General features: G+C 68.1%; 13 protein-coding genes. 5 read left to right on the forward strand and 8 right to left on the reverse strand.

Features of this window, described 5'->3' with window-relative positions; genetic code table 11:
* Window positions 1–157 precede the first annotated feature (157 nt).
* From AB0J69_RS27580 to AB0J69_RS27605, 6 genes are all read right to left on the reverse strand, one after another.
* Window positions 158–1,042 (reverse strand): carbohydrate ABC transporter permease, encoded by an 885-nt coding sequence (locus AB0J69_RS27580; protein WP_364122802.1) that lies wholly within the window; start codon window positions 1,040–1,042, stop codon window positions 158–160.
* The gene (locus AB0J69_RS27585) at window positions 1,039–1,971 is read right to left on the reverse strand and encodes a sugar ABC transporter permease (protein ID WP_364122804.1); all 933 of its coding nucleotides are present in this window, start codon (window positions 1,969–1,971) and stop codon (window positions 1,039–1,041) included. The genes AB0J69_RS27580 and AB0J69_RS27585 overlap by 4 nt, the downstream gene beginning before the upstream one ends.
* Window positions 1,972–2,052: 81 nt before the next feature.
* The gene (locus tag AB0J69_RS27590) at window positions 2,053–3,423 is read right to left on the reverse strand and encodes an extracellular solute-binding protein (RefSeq protein ID WP_364122806.1); all 1,371 of its coding nucleotides are present in this window, start codon (window positions 3,421–3,423) and stop codon (window positions 2,053–2,055) included.
* A 173-nt stretch (window positions 3,424–3,596) separates the two neighbouring features.
* Window positions 3,597–5,672 (reverse strand): alpha/beta hydrolase-fold protein, encoded by a 2,076-nt coding sequence (locus AB0J69_RS27595; protein WP_364122808.1) that lies wholly within the window; start codon window positions 5,670–5,672, stop codon window positions 3,597–3,599.
* Window positions 5,673–5,950: 278 nt separating this feature from the next.
* Window positions 5,951–6,964 carry a LacI family DNA-binding transcriptional regulator gene (locus tag AB0J69_RS27600; protein ID WP_364122810.1) on the reverse strand — a complete coding sequence of 338 codons (1,014 nt, stop codon included), beginning with the start codon at window positions 6,962–6,964 and terminating at the stop codon, window positions 5,951–5,953.
* 230 nt (window positions 6,965–7,194) lie between these two features.
* Window positions 7,195–8,238, reverse strand: coding sequence for a LacI family DNA-binding transcriptional regulator (locus tag AB0J69_RS27605; protein WP_364122812.1), 1,044 nt, complete (start codon window positions 8,236–8,238; stop codon window positions 7,195–7,197).
* A 177-nt stretch (window positions 8,239–8,415) separates the two neighbouring features.
* Between AB0J69_RS27605 and AB0J69_RS27610 the strand changes: the two genes are divergently transcribed.
* The 4 genes from AB0J69_RS27610 to AB0J69_RS27625 all read left to right on the forward strand — a co-directional run bounded on the left by AB0J69_RS27610 (window position 8,416) and on the right by AB0J69_RS27625 (window position 13,402).
* Window positions 8,416–9,726 (forward strand): sugar ABC transporter substrate-binding protein, encoded by a 1,311-nt coding sequence (locus AB0J69_RS27610; protein WP_364122814.1) that lies wholly within the window; start codon window positions 8,416–8,418, stop codon window positions 9,724–9,726.
* Window positions 9,727–9,834: 108 nt separating this feature from the next.
* The gene (locus AB0J69_RS27615) at window positions 9,835–10,788 is read left to right on the forward strand and encodes a sugar ABC transporter permease (protein WP_364122816.1); all 954 of its coding nucleotides are present in this window, start codon (window positions 9,835–9,837) and stop codon (window positions 10,786–10,788) included.
* Complete coding sequence (locus AB0J69_RS27620; protein WP_364122818.1) at window positions 10,772–11,692, forward strand: carbohydrate ABC transporter permease; 921 nt, start codon at window positions 10,772–10,774, stop codon at window positions 11,690–11,692. Before AB0J69_RS27615 ends, AB0J69_RS27620 begins: the two co-directional genes overlap by 17 nt.
* A 72-nt stretch (window positions 11,693–11,764) precedes the next feature.
* Complete coding sequence (locus AB0J69_RS27625) at window positions 11,765–13,402, forward strand: beta-xylosidase (RefSeq protein WP_364122820.1); 1,638 nt, start codon at window positions 11,765–11,767, stop codon at window positions 13,400–13,402.
* A gap of 75 nt (window positions 13,403–13,477) precedes the next feature.
* Here AB0J69_RS27625 and AB0J69_RS27630 read toward each other — a convergent pair whose 3' ends face one another.
* Complete coding sequence (locus tag AB0J69_RS27630; RefSeq protein ID WP_364122822.1) at window positions 13,478–13,936, reverse strand: MarR family transcriptional regulator; 459 nt, start codon at window positions 13,934–13,936, stop codon at window positions 13,478–13,480.
* Between the two features lie 238 nt (window positions 13,937–14,174).
* On the opposite strand from AB0J69_RS27630, the gene AB0J69_RS27635 reads away from it, so the two are divergent.
* Window positions 14,175–15,458 carry a PHB depolymerase family esterase gene (locus tag AB0J69_RS27635; RefSeq protein ID WP_364122824.1) on the forward strand — a complete coding sequence of 428 codons (1,284 nt, stop codon included), beginning with the start codon at window positions 14,175–14,177 and terminating at the stop codon, window positions 15,456–15,458.
* Between the two features lie 121 nt (window positions 15,459–15,579).
* On the opposite strand, the gene AB0J69_RS27640 is transcribed toward AB0J69_RS27635, so the two are convergent.
* Window positions 15,580–18,360, reverse strand: coding sequence for a glycoside hydrolase N-terminal domain-containing protein (locus AB0J69_RS27640; protein ID WP_364122826.1), 2,781 nt, complete (start codon window positions 18,358–18,360; stop codon window positions 15,580–15,582).
* Window positions 18,361–18,426: the final 66 nt, after the last annotated feature.

Consider the following 18,426-nt stretch of genomic DNA (forward strand, 5'->3'; position numbering starts at 1 on the left):
GGTAAGCGTGGCGGCCTTCATCAGCTCCCAGCAGACCGAGCACGGCATCGACCGTGCCACTTCCTGCCCGAGCGCTCGGGGTGTCCGCAGTCTCGGTACTGCAAATGGAAGAGCCGCATCGGCCAGGATGCGCTGACGGCTCTAGACCGGCCCCGGCCTACCTCAGGCCACCGACGGACAACCCGCCGCGCCAGTGCCGCTGCAGCGTGAAGAAGGCGATGACGAGGGGAATGACCGACACGAGCGCGCCCATGATGATGAGGCTCCAGAGGGAGGTGCTGCCCGCGTTGTTCGCCGAGGCGATGCCCTGCCAGAGGCCGAGTCCGACGGTGACGGGGAAGAGGCGGTTGTCGGAGAGCATGGCGAGAGGCAGGAAGTAGTTGTTCCAGGACGCCACGGCGGACAGCAGCAGCACCGTGACCACCGCCGGTCGCATCAGGGGGAACGCGACCTGGAGGAACGTCCGTATCTCACCCGCGCCGTCGGCCCGCGCCGCGTCCAGGATCTCGTCGGGCACCGCGTCCCGCGCGTATACGTGCATCAGGTAGACGCCGAACGGGTTGAGCAGCGATGGGAGGATCACCGCCCAGATCGTGTTGGTCAGGCCGAACTCGGAGAACATCATGAAGGTGGGGATCACCAGGGCGGTCGCCGGCACCATCAACGCGCCGAGCACGAGTGAGAAGCTGAAGCGCCTGGCGGCGAATCGGTATTTGGCGAATCCGTAGCCGGCCATCACGGCCAGGACCGTGGCGCCGACGCCGCCCGCGAATGCGTACAGCGTGGAGTTGAGGATCCACCTGCCGTAGATGCCATTGTCATAGGTGAACAGTTGCTGGAGGTTGCCGAGGTAGTCGATCCGCTCGGCGAACCACAGGGTGTTGCCGCCGCCGAACAGGCCGGGGGCGTCCTTGGAGCTGTTGACGATGACCCACCAGAACGGCACGAGGAAGTACACGACCAGGAAGCCGACGAGCACCTGCAGGGGGAGGTGGCGTTGCGGCCGGCGGCGGGCGCCGGATTTGGCGCGGTCGTTTGTCACAGGAAGCTCCTCCGCTTGCGGGTGAAGAACAGGAAGGCGTAGACGCCGACGAAGACGATCCCGCCGAGCGCGAAGGAGATCGCCGATCCGTAGTTGAAGTTCGCGAGTGCGAATGCCTGCTGATACGCGTACATGTTGGGGGTGAAGTCCGGTCCGATCGTGCCGGCCGCGAGGGATCGCAGGATTTGCGGTTCGTTGAAGAACTGCAGGGTGCCGATGAGCGAGAAGACCAGGATCAGGAGCAGCGCGGGGGCGATCAACGGGATTTTGATCCGAAGCGCGATCTGCCATTTGCCGGCGCCGTCCATGCGGGCGGCCTCGTAAAGGGCCGGATCAATGCCCTGGAGCGCCGCGTACAGGATGATCATGTAGTAACCGGCCCACTGCCAGGTGACGACGTTGACCAGGCCATAGAAGATGAGATTGCTGCTGAGGAAGTCGGGCGGGGTGGTGCCGAGCCAGCCGAAGATGTCGGAGAGCGGCCCGAAGCTCTTGCTGTAGAGAAACCCCCACATGACGGCCCCGATGACCGTGGGAATCGCGTAGGGAAGAAAGATCATGAGGCGGGAGAAGCGGGTGAACATGGAGGTCACGGCATCCAGGATCAGGGCCAGCGCGAGGGCGACGATGATCTGCAGCGGGATGGAGACCAGCGAGAAGCGGATGACGAACCACGACCCGGAGAGAAAGCTCGGGTCGGTGAACGCCTTCACGTAATTGTCGAGGAAGACGAAGCTGGTGCCGCCGATCAGCTTCTTCTGGAAGAGGCTGAGATACAGCGCGTACGCGAGCGGCGCGATGAGCAACGCCAGGAAGACGATCCCGAATGGCCCGACGAAGAGCCACCCCATCAGATGCTCACGAAGGCGCACCTTGCCGCGGATCTTGTGCGTTTTCTCCTGGGTGCGTCGTGCACTCTTCTCGATCATGATGGTCAACCTGGACTCCGAGCTCTCTATGCCGGGGATTGCAGGTGGGCCGCCCCGGTCGAGGACGGCCCACCCTTGACGTCACTGAACGGTGAAGCCTTGCTCTTTGGCGTACTTCGCCACGTCCTCCTGAAGCCGGTCGGCGGCCTGCGCTCCGGTGACGGAGCCATCGATGAGCGCACTGACCTGCTTCGTCATGGCGTCGAAGTAGTACTGGCCGAACGGGCTGTAGGTGACGCCCTGGTAGGCGTTCGCGGCGGGGACGTAGACCTCCTTGTTCGCCTGCTGGCCGTCGAAGAACGCGACCTTCAGGTTCACGAATGCGGGGTCGTTGAGCGCCTTGAGGTTCAGCGGGAAGATGATCTGGTCGGTCCAGCCTTGGGTGAGCGAGTCCTTGTCGGCGTAGAGGCCGTAGGCCACCTTCGCCGCGAGTTCGGGGTTCTTCGCCTGGCTCGTCACGGAGAAGGCTGACCCGCCCCAGTTGACCTGCACCGGGTTGTCGGCATCCCACTGCGGCAGCGGCGCCACCGCGAACTTGCCGGTGTCCTCGCCCTTGCCGACGCCGGCACCGGTGAGGTAGCCGGGCGCCCAGGCCGCCGAGATGTACGTCGCGTACTTACCGTTGATCACACCGGAGATGTACTCCGGGGTGAACTGGTCCTGCGTCCCGACCAGCCCCTTCTGCGCGAGGCGCCCCCAGTAGTCGAGCACGTCCTTGGATGCCTGGTCGTTCAGCTTGACGCCGATCGAGCTCTGCTGCGCCGGGTCGTAGGTGAACGGGGCCGCGCCCTTCTGGATCTGCAGTGCCATGGTGAGGGCCGACACGTTCGCGGCGAAGTCGCCGAACACCGGGCCGCCCGCGTCCTTCATCTTCTGGGCCGCCTGCTCGTACTCGGCCCACGTCTTCGGCGGCGTGATGTCGTACTTCTTGAAGATGTCCTTCCGGTAGATCATCGCCATCGGGCCGCCGTCGACCGGCACGCCGTAGACCGCGTCACCGACCGAGACGTCCTTCCACGCGCCCTCGCTGTAGTCGGCCTTGACCGCGTCGAAGCCGTACTTCTTGATGTCGACGAGCGCTTTCTGGATCTGGAAGGTCGGGATCCGGTCCATCTCGATCATGATCACGTCGGGTGCGCCGGTGCCCGCCGAGATGGCCGTCTGGAACTTGTCGTACTCGTCGCTGCCCTGGCCGACGTTGGTCCAGCAGACCTGCACCTCGCCGTTCTGCTTGTTGAAGTTGTCGACGACGGACTGCATGTTGGGGTACCAGCCCCACATCGTCACGACCGGCAGGTTCTTCTTGGGGATCGTGTTCGTGCAGTTGCTCGCGCCGCTGCCGCTCGCGGTGTTCGCGCCCCCTCCCCCGCCGGAGGAGCAGGCCGCGAGCACGCTTGCGAGCACGGTCGCGGCGGCGAGCTTGGCCGCCGCGGAGAGCCATTTCTTGTTCATTGGCATGTTTCCCTTGGGGATCGCGGCGCACGAGGGTTCATGCGTCGCCGTCGAGACGAGCGATCGGCCGGGACGGAGCACGGGTGACGCGACCCGTGCTCCGTCCTTGGCGCCGATCCTCATGTGAGCGCTAACAAACCCGGCGTCCGGCGGCGAAGGCCGGACGGGCCTGCCTAGCGCTTGAACAGGCGTGGTGCCAGGTCGATGAGGTTCTTCTGCCACACGTCCCAGCCGTGCGGCCCGGGGGTGACCCCGTCGAACTCGTAGCGGATACCGAGGTTGGTCATGGTGGTCAGGGACGTCATGAAGGACGGGTAGACGAAGTCCGTCTGGTCGCCGACGTACAGGCGCAACAGCTTCGTGCCGCTGTTGATCGCCCCCGCGTCGACGCCGGCGGCGCTGCCGAACCCGGCCGAGAACGCCGCGACGTAGGCGAACTGCCCCGGGAAGGCCTTGAGCACGCCGAACGTCTGTCCGCCTCCCATCGACAGGCCGGCGAGGGCCTGCTGCGACGGGTCGCTGGAGATGTTGTAGCGGGTTCGGGCCGCCGGAGCGAGGTTCTCCAGCAGTTCCTTGTTGAAGTCGGGCACGTTGCCGTTGCCCATCACGACCACCATCGGCACCAGGTCGCCGTCGAGGAACTGGTGGTCGAGGATCTGCTTGGCGCGTCCCATCTCGACCCAGTCCGTGTAGCTCTGGCCGCCGCCGTGCTGGAGGTAGAAGACGGGATACGGCTGCGCGCGGTCCGGGTCGTATCCGGGCGGGGTCCAGACCAGCGCGGTCCGGTCCTGGTTCGCGACGGCGCTCCGGTACGTCATGCTCTCGACCTTTCCGCCCTGGCCGGCGGGAACGTCAGTGAGCAGGCGCGCCTTCTCCCCACGGATGAGGAAGGTGCTCCAGGTCGGCTCGGTGGTCACCTTCGTCGGGTTCGACACGTCCTTGACCGGGACCCGGTCCACCATCACCCGGTAGTAGTAGAACCACGGGTCGAGCGGGCCCACGGTCGCCCGCCACCGGTCGCCCGCACGAGTCAGCGGGATGCGCAGCCAGCTCCCGTTGGGAGCCCAGTTCGCCCACACCTTGACGGCTTGGGCGTTCTGGAAGTCCGTCGTGGTCTCGAAGGTGACGAAGCCGTCCTCGGTCACGAACGGCGTCGGGGTGGTGCCGGGCGCGGGCGGGGTGAACTCGCCCGTCAACCGCCCGTGACCGGCGCTCGGACCGTGGTCCGGCACCCTGCGGAACAGCCTCGGCACGAAATCGATCAGGTTCTCCTGCCAGGCGTTCCAGTTCGCTCCGGCGTCGGGGTTGACCCCGTCGAACTCGTACGCGATCCGGGCGCGGTCCAGCGCCTTCGTCAGGTGGTAGGTCGCGTTGTACGCGGGATCCGTCACGTTCCCCGTGTACAGACGCAGCAGCTTGACGTGGCGGTTGATCGCGTTCGCGTCCGCCCGGCCGACGCCGTCGGCCTGGAGACCCGAGAACGAGCCGGCGTAGGCGAACTGACCCGGGCGGGTCAAAGCGGCCCGCAGCGCCCGCGTCCCACCCTCGGCCGCACCGGCGATGGCCTGGTGCGCCGGGTCGCGATGGACGCGGTAGCGGCCCGCGACCGCCTTCCGAAGGTCGTCGTTCGTCCCGTTGCCGTCGCTGATCACGACCACCATCGGCTCCATGGCCTTCCGGAGCGACAGATTGTCGAGGATCTGCTTGGCCCGGCCGAGGTCGAGCCAGTCGGTGGCACTCCCGCCGGCGCCGGGCTGCAGGAACAGCACCGGGTATGCCTGGGGGCCCTTGGCCGGGTACCCGGGCGGCGTCCAGACCTGAGCCGACCGCTCCCCGTTCCTGGTCCGGTAGGTCAGGGTCTCGACCTTGCCGCCCTGCCCCTCAGGCGCGTCCGCCAGCAGGCGCGCCGGGTCGCCCGGCACGAAGAAGGTGCTCCAGAGAGGCTTGGACGCCACGCCGGTGCTGTTCGTCGGGTCCTTGAGACCCTTGGTCTCATCGCCCGTGACCTGGTAGTAGTACAGCCCCGCCCTGAGCGGGCCGAGGACGCCCGAGTAGACGTCGCCCCGGCGGGTCAGCCCGAACTCCGCCCAGGTGGCAGAAGGGCCGAAGTTCCCCTCGATGACGACCTGCGACACCTGGCCCGCATTGGCCTCGATGTAGCTCGCCGGGACGCTGAACGACGCGTAACCGTCCTCGGAGACGGTCAGCCACGGCGTGTCCGCCGCCGCCGGCCGCGGCGCGAGCAACATTGCCGCGATCATCATGACTCCGGCGGCGAGCGCCGCCGAGAGTCGCCGCACGCCCTGGGGGCGTGAGCTGCCATGATAAAGTAATGAAGGCATGCAAAACTCCCTTAATGGCCTGACCACGGTCTGATGCCCGAGTGGCAGGCCTGATTCAGCGGTGGATCTGTTGTGGGTTTGGTATCCGCACCTCCTTCCGTCATGGGTTCGCGTGCCCACCTGATGTTCGTTGCCGCGAACGTCAGGTGCGTCGAGACGCCGTACCCGTGGGTGGTGTCCTGGTCTCAGGGAGTTCTCGGTGCCGCGGTGGAGCCGCGCACCACCAAGCGGGTCGGGAGCACGATCTGGCTCGGGCCCTCCCAATTGCCGCGCACCAGCGACTTCAGCATGCGCGCGGCCTCATATCCGAGCCAGTACATCGACTGGTCCACCGTGGTCAGCCCCGGCTCGGCCAGCGCTGATTCCGGAATGTTGTCGAAGCCGACCACCGACAGGTCGCCGGGGACGCTGAGCCCCAGGTCCTTCGCGACCTCCAGCGTCTTCAGGGCCATTCCGTCGCTCGCCGCGAAGATCGCCGTCGGTCGGTCCGCCCTGTCCAGCAGCGCACGCGCGAGCGGTGCCGCGGACTCGGGGTTGAAGTCCCCTCGTGCGATCAACTCCGGATCGACGGGAACACCGGCTTCGGCCAGGGCCTTCCAGTAACCCTCCTCGCGCGACCATGCGGCCGCCAGGCTGGACCGGCCCGCGATGAATCCGATGCGCCGATGTCCCAGGCCGAGCAGGTGCTCGACCACTGTGGTGGCACCCGTGAGGTTGTCCGCCGTCACCGACGGCACCGTCGAGCCCCTCGCCGGATCGATGACCACGACCGGAGTGCCGCTCCGCACCTCGCCCGAGGGGGTGACGACGATGCACCCGTCCGTGAGCGTGCCCGCCAGGCGGGCCAGATGCCGCTGCTCCCAGCCCTCGGAATAGGTCCCGTAGAGATCGCTGTTGGCGTAGATGATCAGGTCGAAGCCCGACTGGCTCAGCGCGTCCATCACCCCCTTGAGCACCTCAGCCGTATAGGACTGGAAACTGTGGGTGACCAGACCCAGCACGTTGGTGCGGCTGCGCCGCAGGCTCGTCGCCACCAGGCTCGACTCGTAGCCGAGCTGCTCGATGGCCGAACGGACCTGCTCGATGGTGCTCGCACTGACGCCGTAACGCCCGTTGACCACTCGCGACACGGTCGCGGTCGAGACGCCCGCTAATCGCGCGACATCACTCATCGTCACCGGCGCGCCGCCATTGGCCATGCCGTCCTCACAAGTTGCAATCGTTATCGGTTACGTTTGCAGCGCCAAGGTAAGCGATCACGATGGCAGAAACAAGACCTTTTCGGTCGGCCCGTACATCCGGTAGAACAGTGACCGGATTGCGCGGACCGGAGCCGACCCGCCGGCGGCCTGCGGTGCCCGTACGGCGCCGGAACGGCGTGCATCACTGCTGAGCTGCGGGTTCGCAGGGCGGTCGAGCTGCTGTGTGCTCAGGACGACGGCGCGGGACCCGTCGAGTCGCGGACGCTCAGGGTCGTCGCGAGCTGGAGGTGCCGGGAGGCGGGCTGCACGCCGTCCGCCATGCCGAGGACGGTCTCGACGGCCATCCTGCCCATGCCGACGAGAGGCTGCCGGACGGACGTGAGCCGGGGCGTCGTCCACTGGGCCTGCGGCGTGTCGTCGAACCCGGTGACCGACAGCTCGCCGGGGACGGAGATGCCGAGCTCCTTGGCCGCCGCGAGGACTCCGACGGCGATCTCGTCGTTGCCCGCGACGATCGCGGTCGGCCGCTCGTCGAGCGAGAGGAGGGCATGGCCGTGGCGCTGCCCCGCCTCGACGGAGAACGCCTCGTGGCGGACCAGCGCGCGGTCCGGCGCGATGCCGGCCGAGTCGAGCGCGGCCTGGTAGCCGTGGAAGCGTTCCAGCGAGGGGGCGGAGCCCAGCGGCCCGCCGATCCAGGCGATCCGGCGGTGGCCGAACCTGATGACGTGCTCGGTCGCCGAGCGGCCGCCCGCCCAGTTGGTGGAGCCGATGCTGACGAGGCGTGACTCGGTCGTGTCGATCGGGTCGATCGTCACGACGGGCATCTCGACGTCCTCCGCGGCGAGGAGCAGCGGGTCGGGCACGGCGACGGCGAGCGCGATGATGCCGACCACGCCGGACACCTTCTCCTCCTCCAGCCAGGCACGGGCCGCCGTGCGGCTCGTGCTGACCGGCTCGTCGGGCGGCAGGCGAAGGAGGAGCTCGGCCTGCGCCGAGGTCGCGGCCACGAGGATCCCCTGCAGCACCGTCCCGGCATAGCGGGACTCGACGATGTCGAGCACGGTGACCAGGGTGCGGTCTCGTGTCTGCTCGTATCGCGCCGCCGTCGGCTTGTAGCCGATCTCGGCCATGACTCCGAGGACCAGCTCGCGCGTCTTCGCCCCCACATCGCTGCGCCCGTTGAGGACCTTCGATGCGGTCGTCGGCGAGACACCGGCCAGCCGGGCGACATCCGCCAAGGTGGCTCGCTCGGAACGACCTTGCCGTCGCATCAGGGCTCCTCTCCGGGCGCTACGAAACTGTTTCGAACCTACCACGAACCCTGTTCCCCGGGTTGCCGACGGGTGTGCACCCGTTGACACGGCACGAACGCGGCACCTAATGTCCTCGCAACAACGAACAAGTTGCGAAATATTTTCGTAACCAGCTCAGGACGAGAGGAGAGGCCCATGCGGCTCTCCCAGAAGGTCAGGCTCCTTTCCGCGGTGCTCGTGCCGATGCTCGCGCTGACCGCATGCTCCGGCGGCGGCAGCGCATCCGGCACCGGCGGCGGTGCCGAGCAGGTGAAGCTCACGGTCTGGAGCTGGGACGGCACCGTCGAGCGGGCCGTCCCCGGATTCCAGGCCGCGAACCCGAACATCAAGGTCGAGGTGGTCAACGCGGGCTCGTCCCAGGACGAGTACAAGGCGCTCGACAACGCCATCCAGGCCGGGTCCGGTGTCCCTGACCTGGTGATGTTCGAGTACTTCGCCGTGCCCTACTTCGCCGTTCCTGGCAAGCTCGCCGATCTCGGGGAGCTCGGCGCCGAGAAGCTCAAGCAGGACTACGTCCCGGCCGCGTGGAGCGATGTGACGGTCAACGGCAAGGTCTACGCCCTGCCGTCCGACTACGGGCCGTCCGCGCTGTTCTACAACGCGGCCACGCTCAAGAAGGCGGGCATCGACGAGCCACCGGCCACGTGGGACGAATACTACGAGGCCGCCAAAAAGGTTCGCGCGCTCGGCGACGACTACTACATCGCCCAGGACACGGGAGACATCTTCTTCCTGCTCTCGCTCATCTGGCAGGCCGGCGGTCGCCCGTTCAAGGTGGACGGCAACAAGGTGCACATCGACTTCACCGACGCGGGCACGACCAAGGCCGTGGCCTTCTGGCAGAAGATGCTCGACGAGGGCCTGATCAACACCAAGATCACGGGGTGGTCCGACGACTGGAACCGCACCCTCAACGACGGGACCCTCGCCACCCAGACCATGGGAGGCTGGCTGACCTCGACTCTGCCCGAGCGCGCGCCGCAGGCCGGCGGTGACTTCAGGGTGGCCCTGATGCCGCAGTGGCAGCAGGGAGCCAAGGTCGGGGCGGCCAACGGCGGAAGCTCCTTCGGCATCCCGGCCGCGGCCGAGCACAAGGAAGCGGCCTTCAAGTTCCTCGAGTACTTCACGCACGGCGGCGGTCTCTCGTCCCGCGTCGAGGCGGGCGCCTTCGTGCCGAACATGTCGGTGCTGGAGAACGAGGCGTTCCAGAGCAAGGCCAACAAGTACTTCGGCGACCAGAAGGTCGGCGCCGTGCTGGCCGAGGCCTCGGAGATCGTCGGCAGCGGCTGGCAGTACCCGCCGTTCTTCGAATGGGCGCGCTCGATCTACGGCGACCTCGCCTCGCCGTTCTACACCACGGGCAAGGGCTCGCTCGCCGAGATCCTCGAACAGTGGCGGCAGCGCTGCATCCAGTACGGCAACGAGCAGGGCTTCGAGGTGAGCTAGCGGCTCCTCATCCGGGCGGGGGCCGTCCCTCCTGCGGCACCGGCCCCCGCCGCATCACCACCGGTGCGGAAGCGAGCCGGGCAACGCAATGGATCGGAAGGAACAGACATGGACCAGGCACGTCACCTTGACGTCACCGCTTCGGCCATGGCACCGCCGCAGGCGGCACGGCATCCGGCGCCGGCGCGCAAGCGGCGCAAGCCACAGATCGGACTGGCGTTCATCGCGCCGTTCGCGGCGCTGTTCGCGCTCGTGTTCATCGTGCCCATCGGGTACGCCGCCTACCTCAGCTTCTTCCAGGACAAGCTCGTCGGGGGCAACACGTTCGTCGGATTCGCCAACTACGGCAAGCTGTTCCGGGATCCGCAGTTCTGGGACGGGGTGGGACGCGTCTTCTGGTTCACGCTCGTCCAGGTGCCGATCATGCTGATCCTCGCCATGGCGCTGGCGCTCGCGCTGGACTCCATGCGCCTGCACGGCACCAAGTTCCTGCGGGTGACGATCTTCCTGCCCTACGCGGTGCCGGCGATCGTGTCGACGCTCATGTGGGGATTCCTGCTGGGCATCAAGTACGGCCTGTTCGGCAGCCTCAACGAGGCCCTGGGCACGGACTTCAACCCCTTCTCCCCCGACACCACGCTCATCTCCATCGGGGTGATGGTGACGTGGGCGTTCACCGGCTTCAACATGCTCATCTTCTACGCCTCGCTCAAGGCCGTCCCGCGCGAGCTGTACGAGGCGGCGGCGATCGACGGGGCGAACGAGTTCCAGGTCGTCCGCGCGATCAAGCTGCCGGCACTGCGCGGATCCCTCGTGGTCACGGTCATCTTCTCGATCATCGGCACGTTCCAGATGTTCAACGAGCCGCAGATCCTGCCCTCGATGGTGGCCAACAGCGGCGTCACCACCTTCTACACGCCCAACCTGTACGCCTACAACCTGGCGTTCACCGGGTCCCAGCAGGGCTACGCGGCAGCACTCGCACTCGTCATGGCAGCGATCACGATCGCCGTCGCCTACGCCGTCCAGATCAGGGGGTTGCGCAATGCGTCGGACCACTAGCCGGCCGGCCGAGGCCGGGAAGTCCGCCGGCCGCGGGGGCCGGCTCCACACGGTGGCCAATCCCAGGAAGAGCACGACTCTCACCGTGATGACGGGCCTGTTCACCCTGTACTGCCTGCTGCCGCTCGTGTGGCTGGTCATCAACGCGACCAAGTCGCAGGCCGATTTCGTGTCGTCGTTCGGGCTCGCACCCGGTAGCGAGTTCGCCCTGTGGGACAACATCGTGCAGGTGTTCAGCTATCAGGACGGGATCTTCTCCCGGTGGCTGCTCAACACCGTTCTCTACGTGGTCGTGGGCGCGACCGTGTCGACCTTCCTGGCCGCTCTCGGCGGGTACGCCCTGGCGAAACTCGACTTCACCGGCAAGCGGGTGTTCCTCCTCGTCGTCCTGGGGTCGATCTCCGTCCCCGGCATCGCCCTGGCGATCCCGCAGTTCCTGCTGTTCGCGCAGCTCGGCATGACCGACACCCCCTGGGCGATCCTCATCCCGTCCTTCATCAACCCGTTCGGGCTGTACCTGATGTGGGTGTTCACGGCCGAAGCCGTGCCCACAGGCCTGCTCGAGGCCGCCAAGATCGACGGCGCCGGGGAGTTCAGGACCTTTCTGCAGATCGCGCTCCCGCTGCTCACGCCGGCCAGCGTGACGGTCCTGCTCTTCTCGTTCGTATCGATCTGGAACAACTATTTCCTGCCGTTGATCATGCTCAAGAACCCGGACTGGTATCCGCTGACCGTCGGCATCAATCAGTGGAACAAGCTGGGCTCGACGGCCGGGAACGGCGCCCTCATCCAGAATCTCGTGATCACGTCCGCGCTGCTGACGATCGTCCCGTTGATCATCGCGTTCCTCAGCCTGCAGCGGTATTGGCAGTCAGGCTTGTCGCTGGGCGCAGTCAAGGGCTAGCGGCGACATGCCGGCGCGACTGCCGCCGGCCATTTCCCACCCGTAAACGATTCTGTGCGGAGAAGTGAGAGCATGACGAGCGACAGTGTGCCCGGAGCTCGGTTCCGGATCGACGGTAAGCGGTGCGACGAGAGTGCGCTCCCGCACGTCTGGAGCAGGTGTGTCGGCGCCGGACGGGCGAACGAGGCGCTGCGCGCGGACTGGCGACAGCAGTTCGCCGAGGTCGTCGCCGCATCGGGAATCCAGTACATCCGCTTTCACGGCGTCTTTCACGACGACATGTTCGTGTACAGGGAGAGTTACGGCGGCGGTTTCGGGCCGAACGCGCCCCTTGCCGCGCCCGTGTACACCTTCAGCTATGTGGACAAGGTGTTCGACTTCCTTGTGGACAGCGGTGTCCGTCCCTTCGTCGAGCTGGGCTTCATGCCGCGCGAGCTGGCGACGGAGACCGAGACGGTGTTCTGGTGGGGCGCTCACTGCAGCCCGCCCAAGGACATGGCGCGCTGGGTCGAGCTGGTCACGAGGTCGGTCGAGCACTGGATCGACCGGTACGGCCTCGCCGAGGTGCGGGAGTGGCGCTTCGAGGTGTGGAACGAGCCGAACCTGGTCCCCCACTTCTGGACCGGCACGAAAACCGAGTACTTCGAGCTCTACGAGCAGACCGTGCGAGCGATCAAGGAAATCGATCCCGCGTTGAAGGTGGGCGGGCCCGCGACGAGCGTCTTCGTGCCCGACGACCGCTACAAGGGCGAGGTCGAGGACCGCTCCGCGATGCGCGAGACGGCCGCCGCGGCCGACGTGGACGCGCTCGACTGGCGCCCGGTGTGGATCGAGGACTTCATCACCTGGTGCGCGGAGCGCGGGCTCCCGATCGACTTCATCTCGACCCACCTGTACCCCACCGACTTCGCGTTCGGCGCCGACGGCGAGGCGGTGCAGATCACCCGGTACGCCGACGCGACGTTCGACGACCTGACCCTGCTTCGCAAGCTCGTGCAGAACAGCGCGTATCCCGATGCGGAGATCCACATCACCGAGTGGTCGACGTCGCCGTCGGCCCGCGACTTCATCCACGACACGCTGTTCGCGGCGACGTACATCACCCGGTCGTACCTCAAGTGCGCCACCCTCGCCGACTCGATCGCCTACTGGGCCTTCACGGACGTGTTCGAGGAGGGCGGCGCCGGGATCGGACCGTTCCACGGCGGGTTCGGGCTGGTGAACGAGGCGGGCATCCGCAAGCCCACGTTCCACGCGTTCGCGATGCTGGAACGGCTCGGCGACCGGCTGCTCCTCGCGACGTCCGACGGGGTCGTGACGCGTGACAGCCGGACGTCGGCCGTGTCCGCGGTGTTCTTCAACTACCCCGACGACATGGCCATGAGGGGCCTCGGCTCGGAGAACGCGTACCCGGCGACACGCGCGCTGGCGGAGGTGGGGCCGAGCCGGAGGATCCACCACTCGATCGGCGGCCTGGAGCCCGGCACCACGTTCCTGGTCGAGGTCCTGGACTGGGAGCACGGGAACGTCGCCGAGGCCTGGTACCAGCTCGGGTCGCCTGTCAACCCGTCCCGGGCCGAGAGCGTGCACCTGAGCAAGGTCGCCGACTCGCTCCTCAGGTTCACGCTGACCGTGCCCGACGACGGCGTGCTGGAGCTCGATGTCGAGCTGGCGCCCTGGGCGGTGATGTCGTTGCGTCAGTCGGCATAGCCGCGCCACGGTATCGCGGGTCCTGGCGCCGAAGGCATGCGCCAGAGTCGACGACCAGCGTCGTTCCTCGGCGAATCAGGGGTGCAGGCTGCGCGCGCAGGCCGAAAGGCTCTCCGCCAGCGTCTTGCGCGCGGTGTCGTCGACCTCGGCGAACATGAGCGCCTCGATCTCGTCCACGGACCGGTCGCAGCGCCGCAAGGTGGACAGGCCCTCACGGGTGAGGCGGGCACGCAGCACGCGGCCCGCGCCGGGCTGCGGGTCTCGACGGATCAGACCGCGTCGTTCGAGGTCGCGGATGACAAGGCTCATCGCCTGCGGGGTGACGAAGGCGATGCGGGCCAGATCTGCCGAGGACGGCCCGTCGCGCAGTCGCAGCTCGCTCAGCGCCATGTACTCGGTGGTCGTGACGCCGTGCCGGGCGAGGGCCTCGTCCAGGCGGCCTCGGATGTAGCGCTCCAGCCGGAACACCAGATAGCTCACCCGCGGCGCCGTGGAGTCGGGCGAGGCGGCCGGGGAGATCTCGCGGTCGGTCACGGGGAGACGATATCGCTCGCCCAGTGCGATGAAAGTTTCTCGCCTCATATATCAAGCTGCTTGATAACAAGTTGCTTGATACACAGCGGAAATGCGCTTTCGCGCGATCTTCTCGCCATGACCCCGCGAAGGCCCAACGTTGACGGCCGATCGGGGCGCTCCTATGGTCCAGCAACCGACGTCGATGCGGCCGCGTGCCGACGCCGCCGCACCTCGGGCACCGAGCAGAGGAGGGCGAATGGAACGACTGACCGCGTGGGTGGCCGGTGTCTGCGCCGCGGTGTTGTGCGCCGCATTGACCGCGGCACTCCCCCACCAGGCCGCCGCGGCCACCTTGACCGAGGTGACCGGGTTCGGCGCCAACCCGGGCAATCTCCGCATGCACGTGTACGCGCCGGACAACCGCCCGGCACGCCCCGCGATCGTGCTGGCCATGCACGGTTGCGGCGGTTCCGGACCCGGTCTCTACTCCGGCTCGGAGTTCGCCTCCCTCGCCGACCGGTACGGCTTCGTCGTCGTCTACCCGTCGGCCTCCAAGAAGGGCAACTGCTTCGACTCCTGGTCGTCCGAGTCGCATGTGCGCGGGGGCGGCAGCGATCCGGTCTCGCTCATGTCCATGATCACGTACACGCTGGAGCGCTTCGGCGGCGACGCCGGCCGCGTGTTCGTCACCGGCACTTCGGCCGGCGGCATGGAGACCAACATCATGCTCGGCAACTACCCGGACGTCTTCAGGGCCGGCGCCGCGTTCATGGGCGTGCCGCACAGCTGCTTCGCGAACGAGGCCGACTACATCCCCTCACCGGGCGCCAGCGACTGCGCCTCCGGACGCATCAGCAAGACGCCGCAGCAGTGGGGGGACCTGGTCCGCGCCGCCTACCCCGGGTACACCGGTGCGCGGCCGCGCGTGCAGCTCTGGCACGGCACGAACGACACCCTCGTCTACTACGCCACGCTGCAGCAGCAGATCGACCAGTGGACCAACGTCTTCGGCCTCAGCCAGACGCCCACCAGCACCGACACGCCGCAGGCCAACTGGAACCGCCGCCGGTACGCCGACTCCACCGGGACGGTGAAGGTCGAGGCGTACGGCATCCAGGGTGCCGGGCACAGCCTCCCCGCGAGCGGCATGGCCGCGGCCGCCATCCAGTTCTTCGGCCTCACCGACAGCGGTCCCACCAGCACGCCCACTCCCCCGACCGGCGCCTGCCGGGTCACCTACACACCCAGCACCTGGAACAACGGGTTCACCGCCGCCGTCACCATCGCCAACACCGGCCCGGCCGACGTCAACGGCTGGACGCTGACCTGGGCCTGGCCGGGCAACCAGCAGATCACCAACGCCTGGAACGCCGCCGCCACCCAGCAAGGCGCCCAGGTGACCGCGCGCAACGCCCCCTACAACGCCACCGTCGCCGCCGGAGCCGCCGTCACTTTCGGCTTCCAGGCCACCTACAGCGGGACGAACACGGCACCCGCGCAGTTCGCCCTCAACGGCACGGCCTGTTCCCCCGCTGCCTAATTAGCGGCACATGCCGGCCCTTCGCGTCCGGGCCCGTTCCCTGCGGCGGAGATCGACCCCAGCGCAGGAAACGGGCCCGGCGGGCCTGGTCCTGGCACCGATCAGCAGATTCGAGCTCGGGCTACGGGAGGTCCGCCCCGCCCTGGCTGACGGCAGGGCCAGCGGTGGCCGCGGAACCGGCCGGCGCCTGGGCGGGGAGGCCGGCGGAGGTCCGGACCGTTGCCTTCACCGACGAGGTCCAGTCACGGCCGGCCGCCTTGCCGGTCAGGACCGCGGTGCCCAGGGGCTCGTCCGCGCCCGGGGTGACCTTGAACTCGGCGGTGCGCTCCGAGCCGGGCCTCAGGGGCCCCAGCACGACCTGGGCGGGCGTCACGCTCCACCCCTCCGGAGCCTCGACGGACACCGTGGCCGAAGGGGCCAGCGGCATCTCGATCGCCCGGACGGTGACGGTGACCTTGGCCTCCTGCCCCGGGATCACCTCGGCCGGTGCGCCGAGCCGGACCTTCTGCAAGCTGTACGCGCGATAGGTGTGGCCGGCCTTCCCGGTGAGCTCGATCAGGTCGGGGCCGACCTTCCTGGTGCGGGCCTGGCCGCCGCGCATGGCGTCGACCACCTTGTAGCGCCCGGTGAACATCTCGGCGCGGACTCTCACGGTGCCGTCGCGATCGGGCGTGATCAGGAACTCGTCGGCCTGCCCTTCGCTCCACGCCGCGCCGACGGTGTGACCGCCGCGGCCCCGGAGGCCCGTCACCCGTCCCTTCGGCCAGGCCGCCGGCAGGGCCGGCAGCAGGTGCAGCTCACTGTTGTGGCTGTGCAGCAGCATCTCCGCGATGCCGGACGTGGCGCCGAAGTTGCCGTCGATCTGGAACGGAGGGTGCAGGTCGAACATGTTCGGCGCGAGCCGGGCCGGTGAGACGAGGGCGCGGACCAGGTCGTGCGCCCGCGTACCCTGCTCCAGCCTGGCCCAGTAGTTGATCTTCCAGGCCAGCGACCAGCCCGTCCCGTCGTCGCCGCGCAACTCCAGCGTCCGGCGCGCGGCCTCGAACAGCTCGGGCGTGTCGCGCCTGGTGATCTGGTTGCTGGGATGCAGGCCGTACAGGTGTGAGACGTGCCGGTGGGTGCGCTCGGTCTCCACCCAGTCGTAGAGCCATTCCTGGATGTTGCCGCGGGAGCCGATCTTCATCGGCGCCAGCCGCGCGCGGGCGGCCTCGACCTCGGCCCGGAAGTCCGCGTCCACGCCGAGCACCTTGCTCGCCCCGGCGCAGCCGTCGAACAGGTCCCGCAGGATCTGCATGTCCATGGTGGGGCCGGCGGCCACGCTGGCATCCGGGTGGTGACTGAGCTCGGGTGAGTTGGACGGGTTCGTGACCAGCCAGCCGAGTTCCGGCTCCGGCACCAGGGTGTCGAGGAAGAACTGCGCGGCGCCCTTCATGGCCGGGTAGTTCGCGCGCAGGAAGCCGGCGTCGCCGGTGAACAGGTAGTGGTCCCAGATCAAGGCGGCCAGCCAGGCGCCGCCGGTCTGCCACATGCCCCAGAACGCGCCGTCGACGACCGAGGTGGCCCGCCACGCGTCGGTGTTGTGGTGGGTGACCCAGCCGCCCGCCCCGTACTGTGCCTCGGCGGTGCGGGCGCCGGTCACGGTGAGGTCCTTGATCATGTCGAACACCGGCGCGTAACACTCGGACAGGTTCGTCGAGTCGGCGGGCCAGTAGTTCATCGGCAGGTTGGCGTTGATGGTGTACTTCGAGTCCCACGGCGGGCGCATCTGGTCGTTCCAGATGCCCTGCAGGTTGGCCGGCTGGGTGCCGGGCCGTGAGGAGGAGATCAGCAGGTATCGGCCGAACTGGAACAGCAGCGCGGCGAACTGCGGGTCGTCGGTGCCCGCATGCTGCGCGATGCGAACGTCGGTCGGCTGGTCGGCCGCCGCGGTACGGCCGAGGTCGAGCGTCGTACGCCCGAACAGCCGCTGGTAGTCGGCCACGTGCCGGCCGCGCAGCTTGTCGTAGGGCCGCTTGAGGGCGGCGTCGAGGTGCTTCCGCGCGATGCCCTGGTAGTCGCCGCCGACATCCTGGTAGTTCACGTAGCTGGAGCCGATGGAGATCAGCAGTGTCACGCTGTCGGCGCCGGACACCTGCAGGGTGCCGCCGGAGCTGGTGACGCTGCCGCCGTCGGCGACGGCCCGGGCCAGCGCCAGGAAGCGCACCGAACCGGCCACTCCATCCATGTCGCCCGAGACGCCGTCGAGTGCCACGGTGGTCGCGTCCGGGCTGGAGCGGGTCGTCCGCTGCGGGCTGTCGAACGTCGCGGAGAACGTGATCGAGCCGGGCCGGTCGGCGGTCAGGCGAATGGCGATCACCTGGTCCGGCGCGCTCGCGAACACCTCGCGCCGGTACCGCACGCCGTTCAGGACGTAGGTCACGGAGGTCGTGGCGGTGGTGAGATCCAGTTGGCGGTTGTACTCCGACGCCCCGGCGGCGCCGCCGAAGTCGAGCCGTAGGTTGCCGACGGGCTGGTAGGCCAGCTGGCCTGCGGGCTTGCCGAGCATCGTCTGGTTGATCAGGTCCTGGGCCTGCGTCCACTGGTTCTCGAAGACCAGCCGCCGGATCTCCGGCAGCGCCTGCGCACCCTTCGGGTTGCTCTGGTCGTACGGTCCGCCCGCCCAGACGGTGTCCTCGTTGAGCTGCAACCGCTCGGTGTCGACGTTGCCGAACACCATGGCGCCCAGGCGGCCGTTGCCGATCGGGAGCGCTCGCAGCCAGTCGGTGCCGGCGGCCTCGTCGTACCAGAGCGCCAGGTCGTTGGCGGCGCGCACCTCGGGGGGCGGCGTCGAAGCGGCCCGGGCGACCGCCGTCCATTGCATCGGCAGCAGGAGCGCGCCGGCCCCGGCTGTACCGATCCTCATCAGCTGCCTTCGTGTCAGGTGGTGTTCGGACATGGCTGTTCCCAATCGGTAGGGGGTGCGGTGCTC

Origin of the sequence: Nonomuraea sp. NPDC049709 (assembly GCF_040674815.1) — a bacterium.
Lineage (GTDB): Bacteria > Actinomycetota > Actinomycetes > Streptosporangiales > Streptosporangiaceae > Nonomuraea.